The following is a 15,051-nucleotide window of genomic DNA, read 5'->3' as shown; positions in this document are numbered from 1 at the left end:
AATATGACCACCCTTAAAACCCAACCTACCAATCGATCTATTGATGAGTTTATTGAATCCATTGAACACATTAAAAGAAAAGAAGACTGTCAGACTCTTTTAAAAATAATGCAAGAACAAACAGGTGAAAAACCAAGGATATGGGGAGAGAATATTATCGGATTTGGCCAATACCACTATAAATATAATAGTGGCAGAGAAGGAGACTGGTTTATAACAGGTTTTTCTCCCAGAAAGCAAAATTTAAGTATTTATATAATGACTGGCTTTAAAGGTTATACAACTCTCCTTGAAAAGCTAGGTAAACATCGAACAGGTTCATCATGTCTTTACGTGAACAAACTTGATGACATCGACCTGAACATACTCAAAACCCTCATTTCCGACTCATATCTTTTAATGAAAAAGAAATATATTAAATAGATTAAAATATCTATTTTCTTAATACAAAATTCCTCAAAATAAGAATTACACAAAACTTTATAAGCATCTTGACATTAATAACATTAATTTTAAACTGTTTTATTACATCTTCCTGTTTAAGCAATCATTTTTCAACAAATTAAGAATGTGTTTAAACTTTTTAATCTATGGAAATACAGGAAATTAAAGCAACCGATCTCATTAATGAAGAAAACGTACTTTTTGAAGAGCCTTATGTAACTGCCTATTATTCAAAAGACCTGAAAATAGCAGGGGTAATATGGGATGGATTTATTAAAACTGAAAACTATACCAATACTTTTGACCGGTTAATCAAATTAGCAGAGGACAGAAAAGTAATTGGTTTTTATTCTGACATCCGAAAACAAGGAGTAATTTCGATAGAAGCCCGAAAATACTTCGAATCAACAATTTCTCCTAAAGCAAAGGAATTAGGAGTTGACAAAACAGGTATAGTTTCCGATAGTTCACCATTCAAAAAATATTATATTAACACAATTATTAAAATGACAGGACGGCCAGCAAAAATATTTTCTGACCCTGATAAAGCAATAAATTTTATTTTAGAATAGCGGTTTAATGAAAAAAGGCCACTTTATTAAAAAAAGTGGCCTTTCTTATACTATTATTGACAGCATTAAACTGTTTCTTTCATTACTAGTACAATCTTATTAAAATCAGCTGCTGCATTGATTACTTTTCTATAATCTTCAAACTTATCAGCAGGGTAATATATTTGATCATATAGTTCATCAATACTAATAATCAATTTATTATCCTTAATTGTATATTCTGATTTGAAGAGATAAATCTCTTCTCCAGCCTCATTTTTAGTTACTTCTTCTATATTTAAGTCCTCAAGGTTTTCAATTTTATATCCCTCCGGAATAGTTATCTCTATTGTCCTTTTATACCCTCTATTATAAGCATTTACCACTTCCATTTTACGTTCTGACTCCTGGTATAATTCTGATTGTTGACCAATCAATTCTCCAGCTTTAAATAAAATAGTGTTACCCGCAACTTCAATAAAATGAGAAGAGGTGATATCTCCTTTTATCACCATCGGTTCATGCCATTGAGACCATTCCAAATCTAGCTGAGCAAATTCTTTGGAGTTAAATTCAGCATCAGGTGATATGAATTTAATAAGGTCTTCTAATATTTCATCTTTCTGCTTTTCCTCAATAAATGGAATAACCGACTTAATCATGCTCGGCGTGTATCCTTTAAATGAGCGAGTAACTGAGATTGCATTTTTTTCAACATTTTCATCAAAAGACACTTTGATCTCAAGATTGTCAAAATTTTTGGTGTAATCATGAGCTGGTATCTCTCTGACTTCAACAATTGGAATAATCATATCTCTCACAATCTTTCTCCTTATAAACAGTCCTTTATTTGCAGATAACTCAGAAGGAATAAGCCCAATGCGATATTCTGGTTTATCAGGAGCAATAAAATCTCCCGACTCAGGAAAGTAAATTAAATAATCATCTAAATAAAGATATGATTCAAAGTCTCCATCAAATTTGACATCGTTTCTATTATTTGTAAAAACAATTTCATGATCAACACCTAACAATTCAGCCGCATTTATTAAAAAGCGGAATATTCCAAAATCCGTTGTAACCTTATTATCAATAATTGAACTGATATTCGAAGATGCACCACTATTATTTTCTACAAAAAATTCTTTCTTAGCAGCATCTTCAATTTTTGCAATCTTTTCATAGGAAGCAAGATCCTCAACATCAAGCTTTTTTATCCATTTTTCGAGATCTTTAAGCTCTCTTTTTTCAATCGAATATGTTTGTTTGGATATTTTATTACTTATTTCTTCCCATGAAAAAATTTTAGAACGACCAGCGTATAGATTATAGGTAAGCTTAAAATCAACCCTTGGTCTGTATTCATTAATAATAGCAAAACTCTCTTTTTCAAGCTGAGGCACATTATGAATCTCACCTTTTAATATGGTGAATTCAGGTTCTTCTTCCTCACTTTCTACTTCTTCAAGCTCCGGAAATCCTCCATAAGATTTAAATTCAAAGACCAGGTTTGCGGGGGTAGCAAAAGCATAACTAGCATGCTTTACTTTAGCCAGGCCTTGTAAATAATCGCGACTAAAAAATTTAGGCTCCCTTTTAATAGTATAGAAATATTCAATTTCGCTCCCTACCCCAGCACCTTCAATAGCAAATATTCTAAAACCTCGACCAGCCTCTTCATCTTTTACTTCCTTGATGTTATTTTTATCGAGTTCGATGATTTCCCCATCTTCCTGAATGGCACGTGCATGAATTTCAACAAGATCAACAGCTCCATCCATGGATATATATATTCTGTTATTTTCATTTAGCGCTTCATCATTGTTAACTCTTATGATTTTATGGAGTGTCTTATAAAGAAACAATTCATCTCCTTCATACACATACTCAAATTGAATATGATTTTTCAGAAGATATACTCCTTCCTCTTCCTCCACTTTAGAAAGTTTATAAGGCTCTCTATTCTCTTGCCAGTCATATCCAATTGGCCGCTGTGCCATTACAGATAATACTGTCAAAAATAATATTCCAAAAGTCGAAAAAATTCTCATCTTATTATTTTTTACTTAAAACTATTGCTTCGCGGTAAGCTTTATTTAATTCCTTAACTGCCTTATTGTGCTCATCAAATTCATCTGGTTGAAGAGTCAGATATTTTACTTTCAAGGTCTTGTCCATTATAATTTCTCCATCCATTTCATTATATGAGATCGTAAAAGCCAGTAAATCATTTTCAAAAGTTATATTCTCTGGTAAATATGAAAGCTCATATCCTTCCGGTTTTTCTAATATTGTAACTATCTTATTCGTATACCTAAACCTGTTTTCATATGGTAATTTTCGGTCTTTTTCAAAAATAAAATTGTCCATTGCCCGGTCCAGGTTCAAATTGATATAAATATCATCATTTATATTACGGTAGTAATCCGAAAGATTAAAAGAATAATCCACCTCTATAGGTAAGTCGCGATTATACAAGTTAGCTATATCGTAATCATCGATCAGAAACTTATTATTACCCTTTGCTAATAAATAATTAAGATAGTCACTTACACTTTTTTCATCAGATTGAATGAGATTAAAAGCATTGAATAGTTTGGCATATCCTGATAAACTCACATTGCCTTTACCAAAAATAGTTGATTCATCAAGTTTTATTCTGATGGTATCATTCATAACATTTTCTTCGTAGCCAATTTCCGGAACTTCAACTATTTCAAATCCATCGTCAGTTTTGATTAACGTTTCTTTTCCCTGTATCATGGATGAAGGTAAAGGAAATGGCAAATACTGAGCTGTAGCATCAAGAAAATAATAATCTTCTCCACTCTTATAAGTAGCTATCATATGATTGTCTACCATGGTAGTCGGCAGCTCAGTATACTTGTATGGTATAGACCGGGTTCCTACCCAGGTAAAATGGGCTTTAATACCAGCGTGATGCAACATGTTAACTATGATACTCGCCATATCTTTACAGTCTCCATACCGCTTCTCACAAACATAAGCTCCGGAATGCGGTATAAAGCCTCTCATACCATCTTCAAAAGCTATATATTTTATATTATCCTGGACCCAGTAATAAATTTTTCGGACTTTGTCGATTTCAGTATCATCTTCTGAAATCAGCTCATCAACTACCTCCTGGATTTTTAAATCTTTTTTCGTCGCCAGATCACCAACAAAATCACTATACCATGCAAACAAATCATTCAGGTCATCAAGTACTCTATGTGTTACTCCTTGGCTGTCAACAAATGATTTTATTCTGAAAACAACATGTGGGGCATAAAACGATATCCCTTGTGAATTTGATTCGGTTTCCCATTTTTGAATCTCCTTCGATTCGAAAGTATATCGTATTCGATCTCCCTTTAGCTTTTCTTCAGTAACCTTAATATCATAACCCTCAAAATTAAATTTTGATATCTCTATATCTATTTTTTCATCAACTGTAACTGAAAATCTGGCGTAATCTAAAGGCATGCCACTTTGGAAGAAAAATTTATCTCCGAATCTTGGTTCCTCGTAAATCTCAGTATAAGATAAAACAGACTGGGCATTTTGTTCTATACCGGGAAAAACAAAATTGATCGTTTTAAAATCGTCGTAAAAGAAGTCTGAGTTTTTATTAAATGACTCTTTAAAGCTTGAAACATTAGCTTTTTTATATCTTCTTCCTGAGGGAACCAAAGAATAGGCTTCAATATCCTTTAGCTCATAGAAAGAACTACTATATATTCTATCCTTCGCAAATTGAGACACTTGACTCCCTAAATAAAAAGTGTTCTCAAAATTTTTCTTCTCAACATATAATGAATCTCCTTTTACTGAAACATCTATATCAGCAATGTATTTTAAAAAGATAACCTGAGATTCAGGATATACCTCTCTCAATCTTGAGATCTCATCTTCATCAATCTTTTGAGCAGTTATTCTATTTGCAAAAAAAATTAGTATCGATATCGCCAGATATACATTAAAAAATCTCATCTATAAAACGTTTTTATTGAACTAATTTACCCTGTGGAGTGTAGTATACCGGATCTTCGATTAAACTACCGTAATGGTACTTATAAACTGCTTTTACCTGACCATTATTATAGTAATATGTCTCTTCGCCGTGTTTGTAACCATCCTTATAGGTAACTGAATACTTAAGAGAGCCATCAGTATAATATTCTTTATCCTCACCTGTCTGAACACCTTTATCAAATTCTCTTTTGATTTCAATTTGTCCATTTGAATAATAGTATTCCAGGTTGCCATCGAGTTCGCCATTTACAAATTTCTGCTTACAAGATAATTTCCCATTGGCAAAATAAGCTTCTACCTGACCATTACCGTTATTCAAAGAAATCCAATCAGTATATTCACCATTTTCATTGAGATAACGATAGCTTACAGGAATATCATCTTTAAACATTTTCTCCATTTGAAGCTCTCCATCAACCGCAAAATATTTCACAACTCCTTGCGTAAGATTATTCTCATAAGGATAGATTCGATCTATTTTCCCATTTGTATGATAATACGTTACAGTTCCATTAATATCCCCCCTCTGGAATTCTCTTTCAGCATATAAATTTCCATCGATGTCAAAAAATTGCCATTTACCCTGAAATTTACCATTCACATATTTCCCTGATTCTCTCTTTTCACCGTTGGCATGATATTCTTTATAGTCGCCCCATATCTCTCCATACTTAACTGGAAAATGTCTTTTTACCTTACCGTTTTTATGATATAGTATGACATCTTCAACATATTTCCCGCCTCTAAGGGTCGTTTTCCTTGATAAAGTACCATCAGGGTAAGTTGAGTTGACTTTCCCACTACCCAGATCAAATAATTGTTTCTGATAAAGGTTTCCTTCTTCATCATACCTTTCTATCGCTGTTAGCAAACCTTCTGAATACCATTCTACCGACCTTAGCTGACCTTTATAATCAAATTCCTTAGACTCACCATTAAGGTCACCATTAAGGTAATATTTCTCAGATTCAATAGTTCCGTCAGGATAATAGTCCCTCCAGGTTTGTTGCTGAACATCATCTATAAACCATCCCTCTAATTTAAGATTGCCATTTTCATAGTATTCACGATATAGACCATTGGTTACACCATCAGAATAAATCACTTCAACTTTAACATTACCATTAGGGTGGTAGTCATAGGCAGGCCCTTCTTTTTTACCCTTTTTATAATTCGTTAAACTTGACAGGTATCCAGCTTTATTATAGGTTTTAAATTCACCTGTTTTAAAACCATTTTTAACCCTGCCTTCCTCAAATTTTGAACCATTAGGATAAAAAGATTTGTACTCATAAGTTAATTTCCCTTCAGGACTTGCTGATAAAACATCTCCTTCCTTATTATAATAAACATAGGATGTCAGTTTTCCCCCATCGAGAGTGTATTCGAGATATTTATTACCTTTTTTATCGTAGCTTATTATTTTAGTTAATTCCCCTTCTTCATTATAAAACTCCTCTTCCTCTTGGGTTCCGTCACTGTAATATTCATTCCAGACACCTGTTCTTTTATCTTCTTTGAATTCTCCTTCATAAGATAGTTGGCCATTAAAATGCTTCCATTCCCAATGCCCCTCTGCCTTTCCATTAACATATTGGCCTTTTTCGTATACTTCTCCGTTAATAAATATATCTTCATAGAGACCATCACGCTTTCCATCTGAAAAATTGATCTTTTGATATATTGAACCATCATTAAAATAGTAAGTGAATTCGCCTTCTAGCTCATCAGCTTTGTTTGTGTATTCATAATACTTTTCACCTGTAACATAAAATCCTGTACCAGGCCCCTCTTCTTTCCCCTCTACATATGTGATCTCTTCTTTTAAATGACCTGATGGATAAAAAATCTTCAACTTTCCATCTAGCTCACCATTTTTGAAATCCACTTCATTTTTAATTTTACCATTTTTATAATAAAATTCTGCCGGTCCGTGAAGCTGGCCTTCTTCATTAAAATTTTCCACTTTCATTAATCGGCCATCTGGGTAATAATAAGTCCATTTTCCGATCTTTTCTCCTTCCTTATTAAAGGTGCCTATAGCATTAAGCTGTTGATTAGAATAATAATACTCCCATGGACCGATTGGATCCTCATTTTCATTTTCGTTTCCAATTGCATTTAGATAATTGTTATCAAAGAACCAGGTTGCATATACATCCTTTTTCCCATTAACAATCGCCTCTCTATAAACTCTGAGTTTAGAAAATTCATCATATGCGAAGCCATAAAATTCCTTTGTTAAATCTTTATTCTTTTTAAAGTATTTTTTTACATCCTTAATATCCGTAGAAGCTAAGAGGGTATAAATAAATGGCTCAGTAAATTCACCTTTTTGGATTGAGGTGTAAAACGGCACATAAAAATCCATCCAGAAATCATCAGTTCCCTTTTTGTACTCGAGCATCTCAAGAATCAATTCAGATTGCTGTACTACCGGGGCTTCAACTTTTAAATTTGATTTAAAATCATCTTTCAAAGCTGCTTTTGAATTAATTATTAGATCTAACTCCTTAAAAGTTGAATTATCTAAGTTATAATCTATTTCACCATACTCATCAGCATTTCCTAATAAAACATTGTTTAAGATTACCAGGATTTGATTATTACCTGGATTTATAGCGAGATAAGTACCAAATGATAAGAATGCCTTAGTGGGCATTTGATTTTTAACTGCAATTTCTCCTAAAAAAAGGTGAGAGTTTGAATGAAAAGGATTTATATAAAGAGCGGTTTGAAAACTTTTAATCGCCTCTTCATAATTTTCCTGATGATATAAAGTCACACCTAAATTATAATGTAAACTTGTATGATAAGGAAACTCTTTCAGGCCTTTTTTATAGTAAAAAATGGCAGAATCTGCATCTTCCTTTTCATCAAAAGCTGTTCCTATGAGATTATAGGCCATTGCTTTATGTTCTGTATTTAATTCCAAAAGCGATTTGATCAGAGTAATACTTTCATCATATTTCTCTAAGGCAACAAGAGAATTTGCTTTTTCGATTAATGCAGTGTGATAAGTTGTATCTCCGGGATTAACCTGGTCAAAAAGGCGAATAGCCTCTTCATATTTCTCTTCGTCATGCAGTTGAATGCCTGCATCGATCAAACTATCTCCATTGATTAATTTGACCTGGGCATAAGTAAACACATTAACAAAGATAAATGCTGATATAATAAAAAATCGAAACATAGTTAATAATGGTTTTTCGAAAAAAATGACTCTAAAATAATACAATTTTGATATCGATATGAAAAAATGTAAGAATACAATAAAGAATTATTAATAATTTGGTCGAAGGAAAGTGAAGTTTAACCTTTAAAGGGCTATATGGTGATTTTAAGGTTATCTTTGATTGTAAGTTTTTGTCAGATTATAAACAAGCAATAAAAAAATATTATGGGAGACAATGAAAGTCAAGATCTTAACGTCGGTAAAGCCAGAAAAAATCTACATATTGGTCAGACAGTTCTGGTTGTACAAAAACATCATCAAAAATCAGGTGAATTAACTGAAGGGATAATCAAAAAATTTCTCACAAAGTCTGATAGCCATCCCTGGGGAATTAAAGTTATGCTGGAAGATGGCACTGTGGGCAGGGTAAAAAAAATAGTTAAATAATATTCTTATTTATTTTCATCATGTAGAAATTATTCTACAAATAATCCTACTTTTAATCCACAAATTAATATCGCTATTATTTAAAAATTGCGACTACATATTGGTAGTGGCCATGGCATGATTTTTTCATTTAAAATTTAACAGTAATTACCCAACGAAATTTTTAATTAGCCATGGAAATATTCAAAACAAAAGACTTTGAAAGACTATCAGATGTACATAAACCATTTTGCGTCAGCATATACATTCCTACCCATAGGATAAGTACTCCGGGTCAGGAAATGGATGAAGATAGAATAGAACTAAAAAATCAATTACAAGAAGCCAGAGATCAACTGACCATTCATGGTATGAAAGAAAGTGAAGCTGAACCATATCTTGAGCCGATTGCTAAATTATTAGATGATAATGATTTTTGGAATTACCAATCTGACGGTTTGGCAATTTTTTACAACGGCAAAGAAGTGGAAACTTTTCATATTCCAATTGAATTTAAAAGTTATGCATACGTAAGCGAAAGGTATTATCTATTGCCTCTAGCAGGAATGTTACATGACTCTTCTACTCATTTTATACTTGAGCTTTCATTAGACCATGTAAAACTTTACGAAGCAACCCGATATACTATAGCAGAAGTAGGCATTAGTCATTTAGTTCCAACTCAACTAGAAGATGCAGTTGGATATGATTATGAACAAAAACAACTTGGAAGAAGGTCGAATCAGGGAGAGACAGGTGATGCTGAAGGTCTTTATCACGGACACGGCTCTGGAAATGAAACTGAGAAAAAAGAAGAAGCATTTGAATATTTCAGACAAATCAATGACGGTCTTATGAAATTATTAAATGATGAGGATAAACCTATGATAGTTGCTTGCGTAGATTATTTATTCCCTATATACAGGGATGCCAACGAATATCAATATTTAATGAATGAGCACATTGAAGGAAATTTTTGTGATGAAGATTTACTGACCTTAAAAGAAAAAGCCTGGAACATAATGAAACCACAGGTTGAATCAACCCGTGCCAGTGCCAAAGAAAAATATAAGGCTCAATTAAACCAGGGAAAATCAGCACCATCACCTGAAACTGTAATTCCTGCTTCGATGGCTGGCAGAACCGAAACTTTATTTGTCAAAAAAGATTCCCATTTATGGGGTAAGTATAGATTAAAAGATCATTCTATAGAAATCAACCAAGTTAGAAAAGTAGGCGATGCTGACCTACTGAATCTGGCTGCAATTGAAACAATTAAACATAACGGTAAAGTATATGTTTCAGATGAAAACGAAATGCCTGACAACACGAGTGTGGTTAATGGTGTTTTCAGATATGCCAGATAAAAAATAAAGATGATTTTAATTAAAAGCTGACGTAAAAGTCAGCTTTTTTATTTCAATAATTTCTATAAATAAATAGACTTAAAATTGATTGAAATTATCAATTTTAACGACGAGCATTTATTGAATTATTTTGCTATTGGATTGAATATTTCGTATTTTATATAAAAGATTCTACTTAAAAATATGAAATAACCAGCCATGATACGTTATATAGTCCTCTTGCTAATAATTGCCTCAGTCAGTGTTTCGGGTCAAATTCAAAAGCTTAATCTGGCTTCAGATGTGTACCCTCCTTTCACAAATACTTCTAATAAAACTTCGGTGGCATTAGACCTTGTTTCAACTGCTTTAAAAAGAGCAGATATTGAATCATATTCTAGCATTTTACCTTTTGGAAGGGTCATGACCGGAATTGAAGCAAATGTCTTTGACGGAAGTGCAGCACTTTGGAAAACAAAAGAAAGAGAAGAATACTTAATTTATTCAGAACCCTATCTGGAAAATCAATTAATCCTGGTGGGATTATCAGGTACTGACGTAGATAAAGGGTCTATCGATGAGCTTGAGGGAATGACAGTTGGAATAGTAAGAAATTACGGTTATGGGAATGACCTTTTTAATAGGGATAATATTCACCTGGTTTACGGAACTGATGATCAGGAAAATTTAAATAAATTGATTGCTGGAGAGATAGATGTTATGCTGGTAGATAAACTGCTCATAGAATACATGTTGCAAATCCATCTTAATGAAGTAAAAGAAAAACTGGCAATTTCTTCCACTCCAATAATTGTTAAACCACTATATCTTGCTTTACAAAAAGATCTTCCTTATGCTGATGAAATAATTGAATCATTTAATAGAGAAATCAAAAACATGATTTCTGATGGCACCTACAACAGGATACTAAACCTTAATTGGATCAGTGCTGATATTGACGGAGATGGAGCTGCTGAATTGGTTTTAAATGGAGACAAGGCAGGTATTTCGGAACCATTAAGTGCCTATAGCGTATTTTCCTCAACTAATATTAAAAACCGAAACTATGTTATAGATAATAAAGAATATGAAAATTGGAATAGTATTCCTCAGAAGTACAAACAAAAATCAAAGCTTCAGAGTTCGACAGATCCTGAAAATCCCGGCTTAATAATCAAATTACAATAATATAGTTTACTGATTATAAACATCACGAAATGACACCCTTAAATTAAAATGATTTGAGGGTGTCTGCTTTTACCTTGTTATATATTGGAAATTCAATATGAATTTCAGTACCAATGTTGAAATTGCTTCTTAATTCTATTTCACCGTTCATAGCTTCAACCTGAACCTTGGTCATATAAAGACCAATTCCCTTTCCTTCATGAACATCATTAAACCTTTGAAATAGCCTGAATAACTTATCTTTAGCATATTTCATATCTATTCCGATACCATTATCCTCAAATTTCAATTTCACTTTATCTTTACCTGCTGAAATATCAATTTTTATGTAGTTATCATGCCTGTCGGATTTTCTATATTTAATGCTATTGTAAATTATATTATAGAAAATACTATGTAAATAAGCTCTTACTCCTGCTATTTTATAGTCTTGTTCTATATTTAATTCTACCCTTATATTATTTTCCTCTATACTACCTTTTAAATCTTTTAAAACATTTGTAAGGATTGCCTGAACATTTAAAACGTCAAATTGCTGCTTATCTTCCTTAAGATCAATAATCTTAGTCAAATCGGTAACGATGGAATTCAGCTTATCTATACTTTGCCTGATACGGTTAACTATTTCTTGTTGACTATTAGATTGTTGTTCATTATCAAGCAATGCTAATAATCCCTGTATGCTTGCAATTGGCCCCTTAAGATTATGACTTGAAATATAGCTGAATTGTTCCATTTGAATATTTTGCTTTTGCAAAGCCACATTCTTTAAATTCAAATCTTCTGTCCTATCTCTTACTCTCTCTTCCAGGGTACGCTTTAATTCTAGTAACTCTTTTCTTTGCTCATTTAATTCTTTGTTCTGCACTGACAATAGCTCACTTTGGGCTTTCATTTCTTCATTTTTTAAAAGGATCGCTGCATTTTGCTCATTTATTTTTTTAGTCCTTTTCTTAATTGCCTCCTCGAGAACATTTGCCTTTTCTTTAAGTCTTACATTTCTATATTTGCCGTAGAGAATCCCAAACAAAATCAATAAAGCCAGTAATAATAATTGAAACCATAATTTCTGAATTAATGGTGTTTCAATCTTAAAAGAAAGTGAAGCCTTCTCTTCTTGCCAGACACCGTTAGGTCCTGTGCTATTTATTATCAGGGAATATTCGCCACCTTCCAGATTTGACAATACTAGCTCATTGTTATTTCCTAAATATATATATGGATCATCTTCATGTAACTTATACCTATACTGTACTCCAGATGGGGAATTAAAAGAAATAGCATTAAATTGAATTTTTATATTTCTTTGATCGGGTTCTAAATTAAACTCTCCTTTATTCCAGATAGAATCAGCCAGAATTTTTTGATTGACAATTACTTTATGTATAAAAAGTCTAGATTCTGTTGATCCATTAATCAGGTCTTTAGGATTGAAATAGCTAACACCATTCACTCCACCAAAAACCATTCTTCCGTCAGGTAATTTTAAAAATGAGCCAGTATTAAATTCGTTGCTCTGTATGCCGTAGTCTATTGAAAAATGTAATATCTGCTCTTCCGATCTCAAGTAAGCAATAATACCTTTATTTGAAGAAAACCATAAATTATTTTCTTCATCTTCTAAAATCCCATAAATGGTCTGATTAGGTAGACTTTGATTTAATTTAAAAGGTGAAAAAATATCTTCATCATCATTGCATACATATAATCCCTGGCTCCAGGTTCCCAGCCACAACTTCCCTTTGGAATCCCTGAAAATATCTTTTACCTGAAAGGTTAATTCATTATTAATTTCTGAATAATGTTTAAATGAATCTATGCGTTGATTATATTTTATAACTCCATGATCTCCTCCAAGCCAAACAACATCTTCTTCTATCAACCCCGATAAAATCGTCTCATTTATTGAGGGGGTTTTCCAATCAGTAATTTTCAGAGTACTCAAATCAAGTACCTTTAACCGGGTATTAATGTCTCCGGTAAACAACAACAATTTGTTATTATCAAACTTTTTAAAATTGATTACATAAAAATCTTCTAATATTATTTTATCGACCTCTTCATTTTCATCAAATAATAATAACCCACGATCAGTACCGGCAATTAATCTTCCATTTATGGATTCAATTTTATATGCCCTGCCAACCTGCTCTTCTTGTAAATCAATTACTTTCAGCTTTTTAGCGGGATAATCTGAAATATCAAATACATCAATTTTATTTCTCAGTCCAACATATAAACTATCGTTATTAAAATACAGACCGGAAACATAATTAGTACTTAGGGCTTCGGTATTGTAAGGGTTATATAAAATTGTATTAATGGAAGACAGGTTTTTGTTGTATTTATTTAATCCAAACCCATTGGTACCAATCCAAACAGATCCATCCCTACTCACATAGATTTTGGTCAAACTATTATTTGATAATGACCATCTGTCAAGGTTATCATGTCTGATTCTTTTTAAATATTTAAAATCTTTATCAATAATTTCAATCCCCTGACCGGTAACCCAAATCCTATCCTGTTGATCAACCGTGATATCCATTCTTACGGTCTTATCCTTGGGAGCTAATCTTAAGGTGTCAAGCAAATTTAATCTAAGGTCGAACTTATACAAATCATTGTGATCTGCAGCATAGATAAATTCATTTCCTATGTAGGCTGACTTAACAAAGTTTATTCTGGAGGGTAATACTTTATCCAGTTTATTATCCTTATAAATATAGAGTCCGCTACTTGAAGAAATTAATACTCTACCATCGTCAGCAACATCCAGGGCATAAGTCCTGATGTCCTCTAACCCCTTAATCACTTCCCATGTCTGACTATCTATATAAAAAATGAATACACCTTTATGAGTGCCTACATATACCTTGTTACCTTTTACAGCAATTTGCTCGGTTTTCATAAAATCCTGTTCCAGTTCATCAGGATAAAAATTAAAAAACCGAGTTCTTTTAGCATTTAAATAACTAATCCCATCAGGAGTTGCTACCCATACTCTATCTTTATCATCTATAGCCAATGACCAACCACAACTATTGGCTATAGTTGTGGGATCAGATCTTTTATTTCTGAAAATTTCAAAATTCTCCCCATCAAATCTATTTAAGCCATCCCTGGTTGCGATCCACATATACCCATATTTATCCTGGGCAAAATCATGCACAGCAGACTGACTTAATCCATCATTAACTGATATATGATTGAACTTTACCTGTGAAAATGAAATTAAATGTGAAAATAAAAATACAAATGTTACGGTTAACTTGTACATGAACTCCCTTTAAGAGATTAATGCTTTTTGGAATAATTTTTTAAAAATTAATTAAATAATATTACCTATTAGATAAAAAGCTCCTCAAAAATAGTTAAAAAAATAAAAAAAAGCCCCCGAAGGGGCCACTCTCTAGTTAAAAAAGGCTCAACCTGTTATTTGTATTCAGTAAGATGAAATTCAAAATCCCCAAAACCTCCTTGCAATTTACCATTGGAAGGTTCAGGAATATTAAATCGAATAGTTAGTGTGTTATTCTCAAAATGTGTCTCCATGACAGTTCCATCAACATGTCTTACTATTTCTTCAAAATTCTGATCTGCGAAAGCCCATGTATCAACAGCAGCAGGGAAAGCATAATGGCCATTTGTCACATAATAAACCTTGTCAGCTTCTGCGCTTGAAAACCTGATTGAAAATTCAGAATAATCATATGAAATATCCTGGCTATTTACCAGCACATATCCATCAGAACCTAAAGACCAGGTTTTACTCAAGTTGTTGATCTGGACTTCTTCTTTACCAGGTTCATCATCTTTACACCCGACGAGAATTGCAAATGAAATAAACAATGCTAAATAATATCTTTTCATAATATAGTTTTTA

At 32.5% G+C, this 15,051-nt stretch carries 10 protein-coding genes; 5 read left to right on the top strand and 5 right to left on the bottom strand.

Going from position 1 to position 15,051, the window contains the following annotated elements; all coding sequences use genetic code 11:
- Window positions 1–3 precede the first annotated feature (3 nt).
- Both OO013_RS04385 and OO013_RS04380 read left to right on the top strand, forming a co-directional pair.
- Window positions 4–423, top strand: coding sequence for a DUF1801 domain-containing protein (locus tag OO013_RS04385; protein ID WP_266055459.1), 420 nt, complete (start codon window positions 4–6; stop codon window positions 421–423).
- 167 nt (window positions 424–590) lie between these two features.
- The gene (locus OO013_RS04380) at window positions 591–1,016 is read left to right on the top strand and encodes a hypothetical protein (RefSeq protein ID WP_266055458.1); all 426 of its coding nucleotides are present in this window, start codon (window positions 591–593) and stop codon (window positions 1,014–1,016) included.
- A 65-nt stretch (window positions 1,017–1,081) separates the two neighbouring features.
- On the opposite strand, the gene OO013_RS04375 is transcribed toward OO013_RS04380, so the two are convergent.
- Genes OO013_RS04375 through OO013_RS04365 form a run of 3 tightly spaced genes read right to left on the bottom strand, consistent with a single transcriptional unit; the run spans window position 1,082 to window position 8,223 of the window.
- Window positions 1,082–3,046: a DUF3857 domain-containing protein gene (locus tag OO013_RS04375; RefSeq protein WP_266055457.1), complete on the bottom strand. Its 1,965-nt coding sequence runs from the start codon at window positions 3,044–3,046 to the stop codon at window positions 1,082–1,084.
- Window positions 3,047–3,050: 4 nt separating this feature from the next.
- Window positions 3,051–4,988, bottom strand: coding sequence for a DUF3858 domain-containing protein (locus tag OO013_RS04370; RefSeq protein ID WP_266055456.1), 1,938 nt, complete (start codon window positions 4,986–4,988; stop codon window positions 3,051–3,053).
- A 13-nt stretch (window positions 4,989–5,001) separates the two neighbouring features.
- Window positions 5,002–8,223, bottom strand: a complete 3,222-nt coding sequence (locus OO013_RS04365; RefSeq protein WP_266055455.1) for a tetratricopeptide repeat protein — start codon at window positions 8,221–8,223, stop codon at window positions 5,002–5,004.
- 207 nt (window positions 8,224–8,430) lie between these two features.
- Between OO013_RS04365 and OO013_RS04360 the strand changes: the two genes are divergently transcribed.
- From OO013_RS04360 to OO013_RS04350, 3 genes are all read left to right on the top strand, one after another.
- Window positions 8,431–8,652 (top strand): YwbE family protein, encoded by a 222-nt coding sequence (locus OO013_RS04360; protein WP_266055454.1) that lies wholly within the window; start codon window positions 8,431–8,433, stop codon window positions 8,650–8,652.
- Window positions 8,653–8,825: 173 nt separating this feature from the next.
- Window positions 8,826–9,998: a baeRF7 domain-containing protein gene (locus OO013_RS04355; RefSeq protein WP_266055453.1), complete on the top strand. Its 1,173-nt coding sequence runs from the start codon at window positions 8,826–8,828 to the stop codon at window positions 9,996–9,998.
- Between the two features lie 198 nt (window positions 9,999–10,196).
- Complete coding sequence (locus OO013_RS04350; protein ID WP_266055452.1) at window positions 10,197–11,165, top strand: substrate-binding periplasmic protein; 969 nt, start codon at window positions 10,197–10,199, stop codon at window positions 11,163–11,165.
- A 43-nt stretch (window positions 11,166–11,208) separates the two neighbouring features.
- Here OO013_RS04350 and OO013_RS04345 read toward each other — a convergent pair whose 3' ends face one another.
- The gene (locus OO013_RS04345) at window positions 11,209–14,445 is read right to left on the bottom strand and encodes a sensor histidine kinase (protein ID WP_266055451.1); all 3,237 of its coding nucleotides are present in this window, start codon (window positions 14,443–14,445) and stop codon (window positions 11,209–11,211) included.
- 155 nt (window positions 14,446–14,600) lie between these two features.
- Window positions 14,601–15,038, bottom strand: coding sequence for a hypothetical protein (locus OO013_RS04340; RefSeq protein WP_266055450.1), 438 nt, complete (start codon window positions 15,036–15,038; stop codon window positions 14,601–14,603).
- Between the last annotated feature and the right edge of the window lie 13 nt (window positions 15,039–15,051).

The sequence above is a fragment of the Mangrovivirga halotolerans genome, assembly GCF_026241165.1.
Taxonomy (GTDB): Bacteria; Bacteroidota; Bacteroidia; order Cytophagales; family Cyclobacteriaceae; genus Mangrovivirga; species Mangrovivirga halotolerans.
Note: the sequence above shows the minus strand (reverse complement) of the source record. Positions and strands in the feature narration are given on the sequence as shown.